Raw genomic sequence first — 18,444 nt, 5'->3', positions numbered from 1 at the left:
AAACCACCTGAGAATACCTTCTAGAGCTCTGCCACGGTGCCGAGTCCGCGCCTCGCGGCGGCGTCCAGGGCGATCTTGGCACAGGCAATGTCAAGCAGCGCGGTGCCCGCCGAGTCGAAGACCGTGACGTCCTCGGCGCTCGTGCGGCCCGGCACCTTCCCCACCAGCACGTCTCCCAGCTCGCCGAGCACATGATCCAGGCCGAAGGCGCCCTCAGCCAGTCCGCGCTCGATCTCGCCGTTGCTCGCGCAGTTGGCCGTATCGTCGGAGTAGCCGTAGCCCACGCGAAAGCTCTTCGGCTCCTCGAAGCAGTCGCCCGGCGTGACGAAGGCACCGTTGAACTTCACCATATCGGTGCAGAAATCGTAGGAGGGGATGTCGTAGTCGTAGTAGACGAGCGCCGTCGTGCCGGCCTCGGGCGGAACGACGGACAGGTGCGGCTCCGATTCCACCCATTCCAAAAGCGTAGCCAAATTCTCCCGCACGATACGGCGGCTGCGGTCGAGGATGGCGTCGGCATGGGCCAGCGCGTAGGCGCCCACGGCCTCGTCGAACAAGCCGCAGGAGATGAGGTTGTAGTCGCGATGGGACAGAAGGTCTCGGCGCAGCTGTTCGTCCTTGGTAATGCACCAGCCCAGACGGATGCCCGCCAGCGACCACACCTTGCTCATGGAGCTGGTGGTGACGCCCTTGTCGTAAAGGTCGACGACCGACTCGGCGTACTCGTCGGTCTGGTTCAAGTGGCGGTACACCTCGTCGCAGTGCAGCCACGCGTCGTTCTTGCGCGCCACCTCCACGATGGCCCGCAGCGTCTCGCCGTCGAGCAGGGCACCCGTGGGGTTGTCGGGATTGTTGATGCAGATGACCTTCGTCTCCGGCGTGCACAGGGCGTCCAGGGCCTCCACGTCCACGTGGTAGCCGTTCTCCTTCTCCAGATGCAGCACGTCCACCGCAGCGCCGCACATCTCGGGGATGGAGTAGAGCTGCTGGTAGGTGGGCATGACCGACACCACGTGGTCGCCCGGGTTCACCAGCGTCGAGAGCACGAGCGCGTTGGCGCCGGCGGCCCCGTGGGTGGGAATGATGTGCTCGGGCGCCACGGTGCGGTAGAGCTTGGCGATGCCAGAAAGCAGGTCGGGGCGACCCTCGATGTCGCCGTAGGTGAGGCGGCGCGCCGCGAAGGCGTCCAGAAACGCCTGCTTGTCGCCGCCGGTCAGCTCGAAGAGCTGGTCGAGGGACAGCGAGTACACGCACGTCTCGGCGACGTTGTAGGTGCACTTCGTCTCCCAGAGGTTCATCCACTGCTCGACTTCGAAATCCTTGATCTCCATGGGGGTTCTCCTTCTCGCTGATCCACGGTCTCCGCTAGGAACGTGAGTCCAGCATAAAAGGCGAACCCGAAGCAGGATGTGGAGGCGGCCACAGGCTCTCAGGCGGCCCGTTGTGGGCGCCCACAACGGGGCTTGCGGCCGCCCACGGCGCAAACGAGCCGCGCCCTGTCGCACGCAGCGCTCTGCGAAAGCGAGGTGCCTAGAGGAAGATCATCGACAGGTAGGCGAACAGCTGCTTGTCCGTGGCGTCTTCCATCGCCAGCACCGCGCGAGCACGGTTGACGCGGTTGCGCACCGAATTGGGGTGCTGGCAGAGGCGCTCAGCCGCCGCGTTCGCGTCACCGCCGCAAGCCACGTAGACCCGCAGGCTCTCGACGAGATTGGAGCCTGCTTCAGCATCGGAGGCAGCGAGTCGATCAAGGCCCGCTGCGCAGGCGCGCTCGAGCAGCCAGCCGTTTTGTCGGGCAACACGGAAGGCATCTGGGCCCAGCATGTCCCACGAAACAGCAGAGTGGCCCATCCTTTTTGCCGCCTCGCCGCATCCGAGAGCCTCGACGATGGCCCCATCGGCCCAATCGGTACCGAACACCTCGGAGAGCCCAGCCGCGCAATGCCCTCCAAAGCCGGCGATAAGCACCTCGATATCGCCTGCTTCCAGAGACTCGAAATCATCGGCGACAAGAAGGGCCAAAAGACGCTGCGCCGACGGCTCGCAGCAACGACGCGCTCTGACCGCCAGCTGAGAAATCCGAGACTCTTTCGGAGCCCCAACAGGGCGGAGAAAGGCTTTTGGACAACCTTCTCGCTACGGGGCCAGGCAGGTTATCGGGACGACGTAGACGCCGTCCGGTCGGCAATAGGCCGCTTGCTGGCCCGTGAGCACCATAAGGAACGAGGGAGCTCCCTCTTTGGAATCGTCAACACGCGAGGCGAGCTTCAACAAGTGGGCCGCGCCCTCTTCAACCTGCTTCTCGCCGAGCTTCACCTCGACGGCCCCCCAGCGACCATCGTCCAAGACGACGACGGCGTCGGCCTCGAGACCCGTCTTATCGCGATAGTGGTAGACGGTTCCCCGCAGCTTGGCCGCATACACGCGCAGATCACGCACGCACAGCGATTCGAAAAACAGCCCGAAGGTACTAAAGTCCAGCAAGAGCTTCCGCGGAGACGCGCCCAACAGGGCCGCCCCGATGCTCGGATCGCAGAAGTGCCGCGTCGGGCTGGTGCGCACGGCGGTCTTGGAGCGCAACGCCGGATTCCACGCCGGCAAGTCCTCGGTAACGTAGGTGCGCCGGAGCGCGTCGAGGTAATCGGCGACCGTGTTCTCCGAAGGTGGCTCTCCTCCCATATCCGCTGCGATGGTCGCCTGGCTCGCCTCGGTGGATATGTTGCGCGCATAGGAGCGCAGAATGGCCCGCAGCCACGTCGAGTTGCGCTTCTTGTCGTCCATCTCGTCGATGTCCGAGTCGAGCAGCTCGGCAACGTAATCCTTAGCCTGGTCGAGGGCGATCTCCGGATCGCTTTCCAGCACGGCCTCCGGCCAACCGCCACGGCAGAGCGCAAAGGCGATGTCCTCGATGGAGCGATCAGATATGGCGCCCACCTCGGCGGCACCATCGAAGAGCCCCGCTAGTGAGACCGCGCCCGTAGACTCGCGGGACTCGAAGAGCGACATGGGGCGCATATGCATACGGGATATCCGTCCCACGCCGGAATGCTTCGGTCTCTTCTTGGGCGTAGCCGAACCGGTGAGGATGAACCGGCCCTTGCCCTTCCCCTGGTCGACCGCGAAACGGACGGCATCCCACAGCTGCGGCGCCATCTGCCATTCGTCGATGAGGTGCGGCTCGGCGCCTTCCAAGAGCACCGACGGGCGCACTTCGGCCAAAGCGACCAGAGAGGGACCCTCGTCGGGATCTTGGAGGTACACAGCACTTTGCGCCTGCTGCTTGGCCGTCTCGGTCTTGCCGCACCATTTCGCGCCGACGATCTGAACGGCGCCGGAAGCCCGAAGCGCCCGCTGAAGCACAGCGTCGGCCACGCGCGGCCAATAGCCCTCCTGTCGCTCTTCGTCCTTCTCCACCATGGCGCGCCCCTTCCATCAATGATCGATCGGTGCGCCTACTATACCACGTCAGCGAGGTGATTGCGGAAGTTGGATCGTTTTCATTGAGGAAGTTGGATCATTTTTGTTGAGGAAGTTGGACTTTTGGGAGACATTTGGCGCACCGAGGACGTAACCCTTCTCCAGGTGGTAATTACCCACGTCGAGGATCTTGCCGAGCGCCTTGTGCCGTGCGAGGGAACAACAACGTCAACTCTGGCCGCAACGCCGCCAACGCTGCTGCGGTTTACCTAGCCGCATAGCGCGAGAACAAGGATAGTCGCCAAAACCGCCGGCTACTCTCGTCTAGTCGCTCTTCCCCATACAGGCCGCCACGTATCTCCCTCCCCTGCGTGGCAGCCTGAGCGGTGTCATTGTCCTGCGATCTCCTTGTGGAAATAGGCACCGAACGCGTACAGTGGCACGTTCTTAATCACTCCATCACGTGAGAAAGGGGCCAACGAAGTGCGCAAGGCCAGTACTGGGAGATGCTTTTTGACGAAAGCGGCAAGGCTTTTCGCCCTCAGATTGGTTCCAGCCTTCACTTCAATGGGCACGGGCTGCGGCACTCGCTCGTTTCCATCTACGATGAAATCGATTTCGGTGCGCGTCGACTGGTTCATGAAATAGTGCAGCTTGTTGCCCGTATCCACTTTGTTGCCCGCCTGGCCGCTCGCAAGCAGTTCTTGGGCAACGAGCTGCTCTGCAAGCGCCCCCTTGAATGAACTGAACAACGCCTCGCTATCGAGAATAGTTCGGGCACTCAAGTTGCACATTGCGCCAAGTAGACCCACATCGAGCACATAGACCTTGAACACTCCCTCGTCTTCATAAGACGCAAGAGGCGACTCGGGCACGCTCACACAACTCGAGGGACACACAAGCGAGGTGTCGGTCAGCCATTGCAGAGCATCTCCGTACTCCCGGGCTCTCGCCGACTCCCGTATCTTGGAAAACATAAACTTACGGTTTTCTTTGGCCAAGTTTGTCGGCACCGCCCGCCAGACACGACGAATCCGTTCTGCTAGCGCATCGTCGGCATACTTTGAGAAATCGGCGCTGTAGGAGCGCAAGAGCTCGCTGTGCACACGGCGCGCCTCCGCTGGATCCGACGTTTCTGCGAAGGAAAGCACCGCCTCCGGCATTCCCCCTACGAATAGATATTGTTTCAGCAGCTCGATCAACCGGTCGTGGAACGGGGCCATGGCGTCCCAGTCAAGAGCAGACACCAATTCAGCCAACAATTCCTCACCAACACCGTCTAAAAACTCCCGGAAACTGAGAGGGTAGAGATCGAGAAAGCTCACTTTCCCCACAGGGAATGAAGCCCGCGCCTGCGGCTTATTTTCCGTTCGCTTCCCCCGCCGCAACGCAAGTCCGAGCGCCGATCCGCCCGCAACAACGGGAATATGGGGAGTTTGCTCGTTGAAGTACTTGAGCGATTGAATGGCGCGAGGGGATTCTTGTATCTCGTCAAGAATGAGCAGAGTATGCTTGTCGATGCGGACGCCTGCTTCAGCTTGGAGTATGGGAAGGAGCCTGTTCGGCGACAACGATCCTTCGAAAGCGGCGATGAGCTGGGGATTGTCATCGAAGGTGATGTACGCCGTTTCCCTGAAGTACGCTCGCCCAAACTCCTTCATAAGCCACGTTTTCCCCACTTGCCGGGCTCCGCTCACGATGAGCGGCTTTCGTCGAGGAGATTCTTTCCAGCGCTTCATATCTTCGATGGCCTGGCGCTTCATGGCATCCTTTCAGGGTGATTCACGTTTTTGCATAGGAGAATTTTGGGATTCACCACGTTTTTATATAGGTAACGGTATCCCGACATCAGCAGCTGAAAAGTCAACCTCATTCCGAATCGAGAAACTTAGTGAAACTTAGAACTCCTTAGAAGAACTTAGTTAAACTTAGTGAAACTTAGAACTCCTTAGTAAAACTTAGAAGGAGGCATTGTGGGCATCGAGGAGAATCCTTTCACCCCAAGGAGTCGGCGTGCTCTTCACCGTCGACGAAGTCGACCCGACGCTCGACGAAATGGTTCAGCTCGCCGCCTTCTACCAGCACTTTGTTCGGGAGGGGCGCAAGGTAGCGCTCCTCATGGCGGGACTGCCGCACAACATCTCATCTTTGCTCAACAACAAGACCGTGTCGTTTCTCCGGCGCTCGAACCGCAGGGCACTTGACCGCATTCCCGACGGCGAGGTTTCCGCAGCGCTCGTGCGCACGGCCCAAGCAGGCAACCGCAACGTTGACGCAGCGGCGCTGACTGCAGCGACGGAGTCCATCGGCGGCTTTCCTTTCATGCTCCAGCTTGTCGGGTACTACGCCTGGGACGAAAATCCCCGGGCTAGCACACTCGATTCGGCCGACTTCGCGCGCGGTATCGCCATCGCACAGCAGGAAATGACCTACCGTGTTTTGGACGCCACCTTCGCCGAGCTCTCCCCCGGCGACCTTCGTTTCGCTGCAGCTATGCTGGAAGATGAAGGGGACAGCCGCATCGCCGATCTCGTCGAGCGGCTGGGGCGTTCCTCTTCCGTCGTGGCGCAGTACCGCAAGCGGCTTATCGACACCGGCATCATTGGCAAACGCGCACGCGGCCTCGTGGGGTTCGACCTCCCTTACTTCCGCGACTACTTGCAGGAGAAGCTCGACAACGGAGAACTGCTACTCGAGAATTAGGCTTCCGAACCCCTCCCCCTACAGCGCCAGCTTGTAGATGGCCTCGGCGTCTTCCAGGGTCAGCTTCTTGAAGGTGCCGAAGGGGATGCCCTTGTTCTGGGCCAGCGTCGGCAGCATCTTCGGGATGTCGGTCTCTTCCACGTCCAGCTCGGCAAGAGTGGTGGGCATCCCCAGGCTCGCGAAGAAGGAGCGCGTCTCGTCGATGGCCGAAAGCGCGTCGGCTTCCACGTCACCGGTCGGCGTCAGCCCGAATACGGCCTGGCCGTAGAAGGCGAAGCGCGCCGGGTTCTCGCTGTAGACGTATTCCATCCAGGCGGGGAACATGACGGCCAGGCCCGCGCCGTGGGTGATGGACGGATTCAGCGCCGACAGCTCGTGCTCCAAACCGTGGGTGGCCCAGTCCTCATGGCGGCCCACTCCGGCGAGTCCCTGATGGCAGAGCATGCCGGCCCACATGATGTTGGCGCGGGCATCGTAGTTGTCGGGGTCGGCCAGCACGCGCGGCGCCTCGGCGCGGATGGTGTTCATGAGCGACAGGTTCAGATTGTCGGTCACAGGCACCGCGCCCAGGTCGTCGAAGAAGCGCTCCAGCAGGTGGCAGAACATGTCGGTAAGGCCAGCGGCTGTCTGGAAGGGCGGCAGGGTGAAGGTGAGCTCCGGGTTCATGAAGGCGAACTTCGGTCGGTGAGCGTTGTTGGCGTACCCGGTCTTGCGGCCCAGCTCGTCGTTGGAGATGACCGTGTTCTTCGACGCCTCGCTGCCGGCGGCGGGGATGGTGAGCACCACGGCGATGGGCAGCACGTCGTGATCGGTGGCCTTGGTTTCGAAGAGCTCCCACACGTCGCCTTCCACGCAAGCGCCGTTGGCGATGGCCTTCGCTGAGTCGATGACCGAGCCGCCACCCACAGCGAGAATCCAGTCGACGCCTGCCTCCTTGCAGAGTTTGACGCCCTCGCGCACCAGGGTGATCTCGGGGTTCGGGCGCACGCCGCCCAGCTCCAAATGCTCGATGCCCGCGGCGTCCAGCGAGGCGCCCACGCGGTCGATGAGCCCGGAGGCCACGGCGCTCCCGCCGCCGAAGTGCACGAGCACCCGCTTGGCCCCGGCCGCCGCCAGCTTCTCGCCCACCTGCTCTTCGGCCCCGCGTCCGAAGACGAAATGTGTGGGGGAAACGAATTCGAAGTTTTCCATGGGAGTCCTTTCTGCTTTTCGACCGGGCGACACCTTATCGCCATCGCCGCACCATCGCCGTCGGGCGCGTTCTCTAATCATGCTCTGTGTCGATGCTAGGGCATCGCTGACAAACAGGCAACTGTCAGACCACGGAAAATGTCTCGCAATCTTCGCAAACAGGGCAGCTTGTCACAGGATCGCACCCGGGCCATCGCATTGGTCAGGGAGGCTAATCCCCGTGGGCGCGGGTTATGAGGTCGGCCATTTCGGTAGCGGTTTTGGTGGCTATGTTGGCTTGGGCAGCCAGGCGCTTGTCATGGGTCACCAGATAGCTTGCCTTGCTCAGCTCGCAGCAAGCAAGAACCGAGGCGTCTTCGTAATCCGAGGTGATATCGCGATAGTGGCGAGCTAGCCACGCCGTACGATCGTCCATGGGAACCGATATCGCAAGATCGGTCATGTGGTCGACGCACCCCCACGCGAAGTTGTTTATAACACGAGCCGTGCACTCGTCGACAGTGCCACCGTTCTCACGTACTTGCTGCTTCAAAAACTTCCCAATGGTGTAAAAAACTTCATTGACAGCATCCGCTGGTGTTCCCAAATTGGCGTTGTGTTTCTCCGCAACGCGAATAAAGCGAGCAGCTTCTTCATGAAGGGGCCGCTCGTGAAGATAGAAATCGAGCCAAATGTTTTTGTCTACAACAATAGCATTCTCCGCAACCGTCACCAGAGTCCCCTTTCAGCCAGTCTTTCGGTCTTCGCCTCGTAGAAAAGATTGTCCCAATATTCATCCGAGAACTCCTGAGGCGAGGCAGCTGGCGGAATACCCAGGACCTCGCGTTGCGCCTGAAGCGATGCCAGGAAATCATCGATCGCTCGGGCGCGTTTCTCGCCCTCGCTCATGGCGTCGGCTTCCTCCGTCTCGGAGCCGATGACCGCCTGCAAGGCCGCTTCGGACTCGTCGTCATAGCGCGCCGCCACCTCGTAAAGCCGCCGCATGGCCTCCGACGGCGTGCACCCGAACCGGGCAAAGCGCTCGTCCCCGCGCCGCTTCAATTCGGCATCGATACGGAAGTTCATCTGCATGTTCGGCATAGCAACCCCTTTCAGAATTGCTAGCAGTATATCATAACTCTCGACCTTCTATCCATAGTAGGTCGAGAGTCCCCGACAAACCTTCCCTCCGCAGCTCCCGGTTTTTATTTGCTTCGCTGGGCCTGAGACGTGAAAACATGGGGCTCGGCGAGGCTGTGCTAACATGGAAGAAGCTGGGGTACTGTGCGCCTTCACCATCGAGAACCGCCGCGTTGAGGTGGGCGACCCTGTAGAGGCCCTTCCCCGCGTGCGCATCGCCGGCGAATACACCCAGGAAGGCTTCGAATACCTCGTAGAACCCAACGGCGGCGAGCAGTAAAGGCGAGACTAGCGAAGAGGCTTCTGGGCGATGCCCGCCGTTTCCACAAGCGCTCTGCCAAGATCGCCAGTTTGGTATCCTCCGACGCTGCTTGCTGTCGATTAGTCCCTCTCGCCGGGCTGGCGGACGCGGATCTCCTGCTCTTTCACAGAGACGCGGGAATGGGGCGGCACCGAGAAGGTCACGAAGGTGGAGCCCGCGATAACCGAGCCCTCGCCGATGACCGTCTCGCCGCCCAGCACACTGGCGTTGGAGTAGATGGTGACGTTGTCCTCGATGGTGGGGTGGCGCTTCACGCCGGCCAGGCGCTGGCCGCCGCGGGTGGAGAGCGCGCCCAGCGTAACGCCCTGGTACAGCTTCACGTGGTCGCCGATAGTGGTAGTCTCGCCGATGACAACGCCGGTGCCGTGATCGATGAAGAAGTACTCGCCGATATGCGCGCCGGCGCCGATGTCGATGCCGGTGGAGGAATGGGCGATCTCGGTCATCACGCGCGGGATAATGGGCACGCCCAAATCGTAGAGCACGTGCGCAATGCGGTACACGTAGATGGCGTACAGGCCCGGGTAGGTGAAGATGACCTCCTCCTTCGAGCCGGCCGCCGGGTCGCCGTCATAGAGCGCCTGCACATCGGTGAGCAGCGTACGCTGAATTTCGGGCAGGGCGTCGAAGAACTTCGTGCAGATATCAGCCGTCTGCTCGCAAATGGAGTCACTCGTGCAACCGCCGCACAAGTGATTGCCGCTACCGACGAGGTCGTCACGATCATCGGAGGTGTAGGTGAGCGCCAAAATGAGCTGCTGGCGCAGCACCGATTCAATGTCGATGAGCGTCTGGCCGATGAAGTAGCTGGGGCTCGTGGAAGGCGACAGCATCTCCGGCCCGAAATAGCCGGGGAACAGCACGCGGCGCAACTCGGTGATGAGCCCCTTGATAGCCGTGCGGCTGGGGAAACGGCGGCCGGGCTTGGTGAAGAAGATCTCGTCCGCCTCGTAGTTCTTCTCGATGGCCGCGACGATGCGCTCTAGGTTGTCTCCGAACATGGGCCTTCCTTTCCGAACGGGGCTGCCGGCACGGGCGGCCCCTAGGGTGGCGCCGCGGCGTAAGGGTTGCCAGCGCCTCTGGTGTTTTCGATAGGATAGCAGATCGGAGACGCTTGACCGCCCGCAGCCCTCGCCGCCGCGCAAAACAGTTACTATCGGGGTAAAGATACCGGATGCCCCCTCCCAGCGCACCGTCGCTTGCCCGCACCGTCGCAAGCAAGCGCGCAATCGCACCCCGCGCACCTGGCGTCTTCCCATACGCACGGAAGCCGACCCTGCGGCTTCCCACACGCAAGCAGCCCCGTTGCCCTCGCTCGCCGGGGCTGCTTGAATTTAACACTCCTCGCAGGCCTCTTCCACGCACTCGTACTGGCCGGACGGGCCCTCACCGCAGTAGACGGCGCGCTCCGGATGGTCGGCCAGGTAAGCGGCCATGGAGTACTGGGTGATGTCGCTGCGGTTGATGATGCCCACGATGTGGCCCGCTTCCAGCACCGGCACCTTCTTCAGGTGGTTCTCGGACAGAACACGGCACACATCGGTCAGGTTCGCGTGCACGCTCACGCAGATGGGGCTGGCGGCGCCAATTTCGCTGGCGCGCATCTGCATGACCTTCGCCAGCTTCTCGTCGTAGCCCTCGTCGTCGTTCACGGTGCTGTTGATCAGCACGATGGGATCGGTGAACGAGTTGCTGCGCGGGCTTAGGCGCTTCAGGATGTCGCCGTCGGAGATGAAGCCCACCGGCTCGCCGGACTCGTCCACGATGGGCGCCGCCGAGATGTTCTTCTCCACGAACAGGCGCATGGCCTCTTCCACCGTAGCCTCCCGGCTCAGCGAGTACACGTCGGTCTTCATGATGGACGTGAGCAGCGACTTGCGGGTGCCCCCCTCGTCCACCGCGGCCTCCTCGCCGGGCTTGTCCTTCACAAGGGCGATGGTCATCACCAGGCCGATGAGGCACAAAAGCGTGCACACGAGGAAGGCGGCGTTGATGCCCAGCATGGTGCCCTCGGTGGCGCCGAGGCCCGGCGAGGCGATGTTCTGCACCTGGGTGCTCACGGCGATGATGATAGCGGTGCCGAGCGAGCCCGCCACCTGGCGCAGCGTGTTGTTCACGGAGGTGCCGTGGTTCATGACCTTGTTGTCCAGGGCGTTCATGCCCCACGTGGTGATTGGCATGTTCACCAGCGACATCGAGAACATGCGCACCGTGTACACGATGGTGATGTAAATGATGCTGGATGTGAGGTTCAAAATGGCGAAGGCGAAGGTGGTGAGCGTCAGCAGACTCATGCCCACAATGGCCATGCGGCGCGGGCCGTGACGGTCGAACCACTTGCCGGCGAGCGGATTCATGATGCCCATAAGGATAGCGCCGGGCATGAGCACGAGGCCCGACACCGTGGCCGACAGCCCATGGAGCGACTGCACGTAAATGGGCATGAGGATGCCGGCGGCCAGAAGCGCGCCCTGCACGAGCATGCCGATGATGGTGCCCACGAGAAACCGGCGGTTCTTCAGCACGTCGACGCGCAGCATCGGACGCGGCAGACGCGTCTGGCGAATGAAGAACCATACAACGCCGACGATGCCGAGCGCGGTGGTGAGCAACGGCACCAGCGTGAACCCGGCCGAGCCCAGGGCCGAGAAACCGTAGAGCATAAGCCCGAAGCCCAAGGTGGAAAGGGCCAGCGACAGCGGATCGAGCACCGAGTCGCCCTTGTTCGCCGGCGCCTTGTTGTCCACCAGGAACAGCGACGGGACGATGATGACGATGGACAGGGCGAAGATGAGGTAGAACAGAATGTGCCAGTCGGCCTGGTCGATGACGAAGCCCGCCACCGTGGGGCCGATGGCCGGCGCGAAGGCGATAACCAAACCGAAGATGCCCATGGCCGAGCCGCGGCGATCAACCGGGAACACCAGCATGAGCACGGTCATGGTCACCGGCATGAGGATGCCGGCGCCGGCGGCCTGCACGAGGCGCCCGCCCAGAAGCACCGGGAAGTTGAGGCCCACAGCCGCCAACAGCGTGCCCACAGCAAACAAGCTCATCGAGAACACGAACAGCTTCCGCGTGGAGAACCGATCCTGCAGAAACGCCGTGATGGGGATCATGATGGCGTTCACCAGCGTGAACCCGGTGGTCAGCCATTGGGCCGTGGACTGATCGACATTCATCTCGGTCATGATGGACGGCAGCGCCGGCGTCACCAGCGTCTGGTTCAGCACCGTCACAAAGGCGCCCAGCACGAGCACTACCAGCATCATCCATTGTTTGCGCGTTAGCTTCATACACAACACCTCACTCGCTTCTCGCCCCGCTCTCGCTTGTTTTTTCCTAGTATGAGCGTCGCCGGTATCTTCTGCGGTATCAGTTCGGCGACTGTTTGGGAAAATCATCTATAGATTCGCTCATGTTATCTCCCGCACCTCTATAATGCGGAACAGAGTTTTTGCCCTGAAAGGATGATTGATCGGTATGCAAACCGCTATATGCCTGTTGCTCGTGGTGTTCTTCTTGCTGATGAACGCGTTCTTCGTCATCGCGGAATTCGCGCTGGTGCGCGTGCGCAAGAGCCAGATTGACATGGCCGTCGCCGAGAAGCGCCGCGGCGCCGAGGCCGCCCGCGACGTGACCACGCACATCAACGCCTACCTGTCGGCCTGCCAGCTCGGCATCACGCTGGCATCGCTGGCCATCGGCTGGTTGGGCGAGCCGGCCGTCTCCGCCGTTCTGGAAGCACCGCTTCTGGCCTGGGGCTTCCCCGAGGCGACGATATATCCCATCTGCGTGGCCGTGGGCTTCTTCATCGTGACCACCCTGCACGTAGTGGTCGGCGAGCTCATCCCGAAATCCTTCGCCATCTTCGCCACCGAAAAGTACGCCCTGCACACCGCCGGCCCCCTGCGCGTGTTCTACCGCGTCACCTACCCGATCATGGTCATCTTCAACGGTATCACCAACGGAGTCATGCGGCTGTTCGGCCACGACCCGGCCGACGAGCACGAGGTGTACACCGGCGAGGAGATCAAGCTGCTCATTGACGAGTCCACGGAAAGCGGCCTCATCGATCCGGAGCAGAACGAGTTCGTCGACAACATCTTCGATCTGGGCGACAAAGACGCCGAGGGGATCATGACCCCGCGCACCGACGTCATCTGTCTCGATTTGGAAGACACGCTGGAAGAGAACTGGGACATCGTGCGCCAGTATAAGTACACGCGCTACCCGGTGTGCGACGGCTCGAAGGACCGCATCGTCGGCTTCGTGCACACCAAGGACCTCGTGGACGTGCCCAAGGACGCGCCCATGAGCGATTGGAAGATTCGCGAGCTGCCGCCCGTGCCCGAGGGCGCGCCCATCGCGAAGCTGCTGCAGGCCATGCAGGAGGGTCGCACCGAGATGTGCGTTGTCGTGGATGAGCACGGCGGCACGGCGGGCATCGTCACCATGAGCGACATCATGGAGCAGATCGTCGGCCGCATCGACGACGAGTACGTGCACGACACCGACGACGACATCGAGGAACTGCCTGACGGCACCTACCAGATCAACGGCACCTTGGCCATCGACGACTTGGTGGAACTGCTCGGCTTCGAGCCCGAGGCGGCCAACGACGTGGAAACCGCCGGCGGCCTTCTGCTGTCGCTGTTCGACCGCATCCCCAAGGAGGGCGACGTGGCGGTGCTGGAAGATCGCGGCACGAAGGCGACGTTCACCGTGCTCGCCATGGACCGCCTCCGCATCGACCGCATCTGCATGGCCATCGACCGTCCCGAGGAGGAGTAGCGGGCGGCCCCGAGAGCTTCGTATCCGGGCGGTCTTCGGGCCGCCCTTCGACCGAGCGACGGCCCCATGTATAATGTCCCCGTATGATCGAGGGCCACAACAGGAAGGGGCATACCGTTGCAGCGCAATCATGGGCGGTGGCTCGGCAGAAATCTCCTGATAGCTGTGGCGGGTATCTCCGCCCTTCTGGCGGCCCAGTCATTTGAGGCGCCCTGCGAGATTTCCTGGTATCTTCCCCTGGGACAAGGCAGCGTGCCGGCGACCATTGTAGACGTAGCCGTCGCCTCCCTCGTTTCTTGCGCTTTGATCATCGCGGGCAACCGAGGGGGACGCGCACTCGCGAGTGTTCCCCTCGCCATAGCAAGCGCCTCATGCTGCCTAATGGGCCTGGCCGTACAAGGCACAGGAGAGCCCCTCTCCATTTTCGGACTCATCCTCATGTCTGCCGGGGGAACCGTTCTTCTCTTCTGCTGGCTGGCGGCAGTCTGCGCCCAGCGCGATATCGGCATTGTCGAACTGATGATAGAGGTCGAGGTGCTCGCATCGGCGGCGGCGATTCTCCCCTCGCTTCTGTCTGCGTCATGGTGCCAAGCCCTCGCCGGCATGAGCGTGGCAGCCTCTGCGGTGGCACTTTGCCTCATCCAGCGCCCCGCGCCTTCCTCATCGGAGGCCGAGCGGTCTTTTACCCTCGAGCCATCTTCGTTGGCGAAAATCCTCTGCAGCTTTTTTGTTATCGGACTGGTGGTAGGATCCTTGCAGTACTCGGTCTTCCTGCAGCAGGCAGAAGGAGAGATGTTCCCCGTCATCATTACCGCCATATCGCTCGCACTCGTGCTCTGGCTCTTTAACCGCGGGCGAGACTTCAATCTGCCGGTATGGACGAAAGTAGTTGCGACCCTTTCGCTGGTCGCTCTTATCTTAGTGCTGTTCTCATCGACTCTCACCTACCTTGCCTACGTGTTGGCCGGCATCGCATACTCTCTTTTGGAATGCGGCGCCCTCTACATGGGATTGCTCCTGGGGCGACTGTATCCTGGTACTCGTGTGAGAATCTTAGCCACTGCTTGGTGTGTGGGGACTTTAGGGTCCCTCCCCCTGCTGGCTTCCGCTTTTTTCGGACCCCACATCGCGAGCAGGGTCGCCATGCTCTTCATGGCCCTTCTGCTCGTCGTGGCATCCATTTGGATTCTGGAGGATCGAACCATGTCGCTGCTGTTGTCCGCAAGCGGCGGCGCGAAGCTCACCTCACTCTCGGGTCGTCTCCTTGAATCATTCAGCGACAGCAGGGGCCTGACTACTCGCGAACGCGATGTATTCAATCTCTATATCGTCGGACGAAGCGCCCCCTACATTGCAGAGAAGCTCGTAATCAGCGAGAGCACGGTGAAATCTCACCTGCAGCACATCTACACCAAATGCGGCGTCCATTCGCGCCAAGAGCTTATCTCACTCGTTGAAACGACCTCGAAGGAATAAACCACCTGGTCAGATGATTGTCGTACTTTTCGTATAGGGTGCTTTTTCTTGTATTTCATACGTTTCTCCTGTTTTGCGCGACTTCCGAATGCGGTGATATAGGTGCCGTCCTGATATGCGACAAAAGGAGGATACCGTGACGATGAAGGAGTTTGGGAAGAAGGGAGCAATCAGCCGTCGAAGCTTTTTAGCAGCACTCGGCCTGGCAGGCGCTTCAGCAGCCGGCGCAGGCCTCGCCGGCTGCGCCCCGAAGCAGCCAACCGAGGCAGCTGGCGACGACCAGACCGCCCTCGCTGACACTGGCACCCTGGTGGAAACCGACATCCCCGAGGACAAGATTATCGAGACGGTTGATTGCGACGTGTGCGTGGTTGGCCTGGGCGTGGCGGGGGTAGGAGCCCTGCGTTCTGCCGCTGAAGGAGGACTCAAGGTAATCGGCGTCGAGAAGGGCAGCAAGCCCAGTGCTCGCTCGAACATGTTCGCCGCCTTCGGCACCGAGAAGACGCGCTCCATCGGAATCGAGGACATCAGCCCCACCGAGGTGGCCAACGAGCTCATGACGCAAATGTCGCATCGCGCAGACTATCGCATAACCACGAAGTGGCTGAAGAACTGCGGAGAGGCTTTCGAGTGGTACACCTCCGCATACGACGGACTCCTGTGGCTCGGCATGGAAGACGAGCTTCCCGAAGATCCTAGTCAGTTGTTCGTCTGCGCCGATACGCTCACGAGCGGCATCTATCGCTTCGGCATCGACCACGAGCGCCTCTTTGCCGGATGCTGCTGCATCAGCGGAGGAGACGAGACCCATACGCCCATTCTGCAGGCCAATGTCGATACAGCCGTGGCCACCGGCAACGCGCAGGTACAATTCTATTCGCCAGCCGTGAAGCTCGAGGCTGCTGACGGCCAGATAACCGCCGTGATCTGCCGCAATGATGAGGGCGAGGGCTACACGCGCTATCGTGTCTCCAAGGGCGTGGTGCTCGCCACGGGCGGCTATTCCCACAACGAGAAAATGCTGGGGCAGTATGCTCCGTGGATTCTGAAGAACCAGGACAAATTCCTGTTCTCATACGAGGTGACGGATCACGACGGCAACCCCGCCGATACCGGCGACGGCCAGCAGATGGGCATGAACGTCGGCGGCCACCTGGACGTGGGACCCCATGCGGTAATGGCTCATATTCTCCAGTTCGGCCAGGAGTTCTTCCTGCAGGTCAACGAGCACGGCGAGCGCTTCACCAACGAAGACCTCAGCATGACCAATATCGCTAAGGTCATGCAGAACCAACCAGGCAGCAAGGTTTTCCAAATCATAGACAGCCACTGGCCCGAGCAGTACCCGATGCTCGAGATGGTCATGGAAAATATCCGCAGCTATGGCGACGGCGAGGGTTTTTCAGCTCAAGCCGATTCACTCGAAGAGCTCGCCTCTCAGCTGGAACTCAGCGCAGATGCCACCCAGAATTTAACCGCAGCGGTCGCGCGCTACAACGAGCTGTGCGAAAAAGGAGTCGATGAGGATTTCGGCAAGGCAGCAGAGAAGATGTTCCCCGTGGTCGATCCTCCCTTCTACGCGATCACCTACGATATGCTCAAGCACACGTCGGTGGAAGATGTGAGCTGCATGCGATTGCTCGTTACCATGGGCGGCCTCGTAACCGACGACAATGCTCGCGTGCTCAACGACGACATGGAGCCCATTCCCGGCCTGTTTGCCGTTGGCAACGTGCAAGGCGGACGCTTCGTGGAGGACTACCCCTTCACCTTATCCGGCGCCAGCCATGCTGCTGCGCTCACTTACGGCTATCTGACTGGTAAATATCTAGCCGAGCAAGCCTAAGCGATGCATACTCCATTGCGATAACTCGAGCCCCGACGCGCAACTCCCTCCCCCATAGCGCGCGTCGGGGCTCGTGCGTTGTTCTAAGCTGAACAGCAGCTACTTGATTTTTTGGCCAATGAAGCGTTGGGCGTTGTGCCAGGTGATGGCTTCGAACTCGTCTTCTGTGAAGGGCATGGCGGCGAGCATGTTGTATTCGTTGACGGGACTCCACATGGGGAAGTCGCTGCCGAACATCACGCGCTCGATGCCGTAGGCGCGGGCGATCTCCACGGTGCGGCGGGGGCCCAAGAATTCCAGGGCGCTTGAGGTGTCTACGTAGCAGTTCTCGTCTTCCAAATACTCCAGGGCATAATCGAACACCGACCAGCCGCCGAAGTGGGCCGCATCTACTACCAGCTTCGGGAACGTGTGTAGGATGCGCTTCAGGCGGCGCGGATGCGAGTAATCGTAGCGGTAGTCGCCCGTATGAATGACGATGGGCAGCCGGCCTTCGATAATCTCGTACAGGCGCATGAGCCGCGGGTCGTCCATGTTCACCTTTTGGGTGTCGGGGTGAATCTTCACGCCCTTCAGTCCCAGCTGAATCGCTCGATCAATTTCGCCTTCCATGTCTTCGAAATCTTGGTGCATGGTAGCGAAGCCGATAAAGTTCTCGTGCTCGCGGCACTGCTCGGCGATGAAGTCGTTGATGATGGGCACCTGGCCCGGCGTTGTGGCCACGGAATGCACCAGATGATGGGTGATGGGCGAGCCCTCGCAGGCCGCAAGCATCGAGGCGGCGGAAGCGTTCTTGGCGTTCATGTCCACGCCGTAGAAATCGCCCACCGCCGAGGAGGCCTTGCAGGCGATCTTGTCGGGATAAATGTGGGAATGGGCATCAATGACGGGCATAGTGGATCCTTCGGTATTCAGCAGTAGTTTCCCTTATTGTAAGGAAGGACACGCTGCAAAAAAATGACCAACTTGCCCAGTTTATCGCCAAAATCAGTCAGCGGCGACTGCAACCACGCGATGCTAAACCGGCCAAAAACAACTTTTTTGATTTCAATGCAAAGAAAAGTGCGATTATGCGAGTCCTGAAGTGCTAAAAGGGGGTGCGGACGTTTTTCCGGACGGCCTAGGCGGCCAGCCCCAGCCGCCTCCTGCGGCCGGCTATCGTATCGTACACCTTGCGCCCTCCCTCGTCGAACGCCTTCAGCCTCCCCTCCCGGTACCAGCGGATCCACTCGGCGAGCTCGGCGGCGAACCGCTCGGCGGAGACCCCGCGCCAGTCCCTCCCGTGGAAGAACTCGACCTTGAGCCTGCCGAAGAACCCCTCGCAGGCGGCGTTGTCCGGCGAGTGCCCCTTGCGCGACATCGACCTCTCCACCCCGGCCTCCCCGCAGGCGCGGACCCAGTCGGGGGTGCGGTAGTGCCAGCCGCGGTCGCTGTGGAGCGTGAAGCCGCCCCCGGCGGCGGCCACGGCGCCGGCGAGCATCTCGGCCACGAGCGCCTTGGACGGCGAGGTGCCCACCGAGAAGGCGGCGACGTCGCCGTCGAACAGGTCGACGGCCGGCGAGAGGTACACCTTCCG

At 61.2% G+C, this 18,444-nt stretch carries 16 protein-coding genes; 5 read left to right on the top strand and 11 right to left on the bottom strand.

The window, feature by feature from the left end; all coding sequences use genetic code 11:
• Positions 1-20: 20 nt before the first annotated feature.
• The 4 genes from ACW4LP_RS05120 to ACW4LP_RS05105 all read right to left on the bottom strand — a co-directional run bounded on the left by ACW4LP_RS05120 (position 21) and on the right by ACW4LP_RS05105 (position 5,180).
• Complete coding sequence (locus ACW4LP_RS05120; RefSeq protein WP_302222648.1) at positions 21-1,331, bottom strand: aminotransferase class I/II-fold pyridoxal phosphate-dependent enzyme; 1,311 nt, start codon at positions 1,329-1,331, stop codon at positions 21-23.
• A 199-nt stretch (positions 1,332-1,530) separates the two neighbouring features.
• The gene (locus tag ACW4LP_RS05115; RefSeq protein ID WP_114548512.1) at positions 1,531-2,022 is read right to left on the bottom strand and encodes a helix-turn-helix domain-containing protein; all 492 of its coding nucleotides are present in this window, start codon (positions 2,020-2,022) and stop codon (positions 1,531-1,533) included.
• 114 nt (positions 2,023-2,136) lie between these two features.
• On the bottom strand, positions 2,137-3,417 hold the full coding sequence (locus tag ACW4LP_RS05110) for an ATP-binding protein (protein WP_114538890.1): 1,281 nt from the start codon (positions 3,415-3,417) through the stop codon (positions 2,137-2,139).
• Positions 3,418-3,806: 389 nt separating this feature from the next.
• The gene (locus tag ACW4LP_RS05105; RefSeq protein WP_451917269.1) at positions 3,807-5,180 is read right to left on the bottom strand and encodes an ATP-binding protein; all 1,374 of its coding nucleotides are present in this window, start codon (positions 5,178-5,180) and stop codon (positions 3,807-3,809) included.
• Positions 5,181-5,430: 250 nt separating this feature from the next.
• On the opposite strand from ACW4LP_RS05105, the gene ACW4LP_RS05100 reads away from it, so the two are divergent.
• Complete coding sequence (locus tag ACW4LP_RS05100; protein ID WP_451917268.1) at positions 5,431-6,120, top strand: hypothetical protein; 690 nt, start codon at positions 5,431-5,433, stop codon at positions 6,118-6,120.
• Positions 6,121-6,138: 18 nt separating this feature from the next.
• Here ACW4LP_RS05100 and ACW4LP_RS05095 read toward each other — a convergent pair whose 3' ends face one another.
• The 3 genes from ACW4LP_RS05095 to ACW4LP_RS05085 all read right to left on the bottom strand — a co-directional run bounded on the left by ACW4LP_RS05095 (position 6,139) and on the right by ACW4LP_RS05085 (position 8,391).
• Positions 6,139-7,311 carry an iron-containing alcohol dehydrogenase gene (locus ACW4LP_RS05095; RefSeq protein ID WP_451917267.1) on the bottom strand — a complete coding sequence of 391 codons (1,173 nt, stop codon included), beginning with the start codon at positions 7,309-7,311 and terminating at the stop codon, positions 6,139-6,141.
• A 211-nt stretch (positions 7,312-7,522) separates the two neighbouring features.
• Positions 7,523-8,023: a type II toxin-antitoxin system VapC family toxin gene (locus ACW4LP_RS05090; RefSeq protein WP_455803541.1), complete on the bottom strand. Its 501-nt coding sequence runs from the start codon at positions 8,021-8,023 to the stop codon at positions 7,523-7,525.
• Positions 8,020-8,391: a hypothetical protein gene (locus ACW4LP_RS05085; protein ID WP_451917265.1), complete on the bottom strand. Its 372-nt coding sequence runs from the start codon at positions 8,389-8,391 to the stop codon at positions 8,020-8,022. Before ACW4LP_RS05085 ends, ACW4LP_RS05090 begins: the two co-directional genes overlap by 4 nt.
• A gap of 163 nt (positions 8,392-8,554) precedes the next feature.
• Between ACW4LP_RS05085 and ACW4LP_RS05080 the strand changes: the two genes are divergently transcribed.
• A complete protein-coding gene (locus ACW4LP_RS05080) occupies positions 8,555-8,710 on the top strand; it encodes a polysaccharide deacetylase family protein (RefSeq protein ID WP_173111157.1) in 156 nt (51 codons plus the stop codon).
• A 101-nt stretch (positions 8,711-8,811) separates the two neighbouring features.
• Here the strand turns inward: ACW4LP_RS05080 and ACW4LP_RS05075 are convergent, their stop codons facing one another.
• Positions 8,812-9,753, bottom strand: a complete 942-nt coding sequence (locus ACW4LP_RS05075; RefSeq protein ID WP_114538884.1) for a serine O-acetyltransferase — start codon at positions 9,751-9,753, stop codon at positions 8,812-8,814.
• A gap of 333 nt (positions 9,754-10,086) precedes the next feature.
• On the bottom strand, positions 10,087-12,048 hold the full coding sequence (locus tag ACW4LP_RS05070; protein WP_451917264.1) for an MDR family MFS transporter: 1,962 nt from the start codon (positions 12,046-12,048) through the stop codon (positions 10,087-10,089).
• A gap of 187 nt (positions 12,049-12,235) precedes the next feature.
• Here ACW4LP_RS05070 and ACW4LP_RS05065 point away from each other — a divergent pair, with 187 nt between their 5' ends.
• The 3 genes from ACW4LP_RS05065 to ACW4LP_RS05055 all read left to right on the top strand — a co-directional run bounded on the left by ACW4LP_RS05065 (position 12,236) and on the right by ACW4LP_RS05055 (position 16,868).
• A complete protein-coding gene (locus tag ACW4LP_RS05065; protein WP_455803540.1) occupies positions 12,236-13,546 on the top strand; it encodes a hemolysin family protein in 1,311 nt (436 codons plus the stop codon).
• A gap of 381 nt (positions 13,547-13,927) precedes the next feature.
• Positions 13,928-15,022: a helix-turn-helix transcriptional regulator gene (locus ACW4LP_RS05060; protein ID WP_412324262.1), complete on the top strand. Its 1,095-nt coding sequence runs from the start codon at positions 13,928-13,930 to the stop codon at positions 15,020-15,022.
• A 142-nt stretch (positions 15,023-15,164) separates the two neighbouring features.
• Positions 15,165-16,868: an FAD-dependent oxidoreductase gene (locus ACW4LP_RS05055; protein WP_114548526.1), complete on the top strand. Its 1,704-nt coding sequence runs from the start codon at positions 15,165-15,167 to the stop codon at positions 16,866-16,868.
• Positions 16,869-16,967: 99 nt separating this feature from the next.
• On the opposite strand, the gene ACW4LP_RS05050 is transcribed toward ACW4LP_RS05055, so the two are convergent.
• Complete coding sequence (locus tag ACW4LP_RS05050; RefSeq protein ID WP_114548516.1) at positions 16,968-17,762, bottom strand: amidohydrolase family protein; 795 nt, start codon at positions 17,760-17,762, stop codon at positions 16,968-16,970.
• 226 nt (positions 17,763-17,988) lie between these two features.
• Positions 17,989-18,444 (bottom strand): DDE-type integrase/transposase/recombinase (locus tag ACW4LP_RS05045; protein WP_455803539.1); only part of this gene is annotated, 456 nt, incomplete at its 5' end.

It is taken from the genome of Adlercreutzia sp. CNCM I-6215 (genome assembly GCF_977072315.1).
Note: the sequence above shows the minus strand (reverse complement) of the source record. Positions and strands in the feature narration are given on the sequence as shown.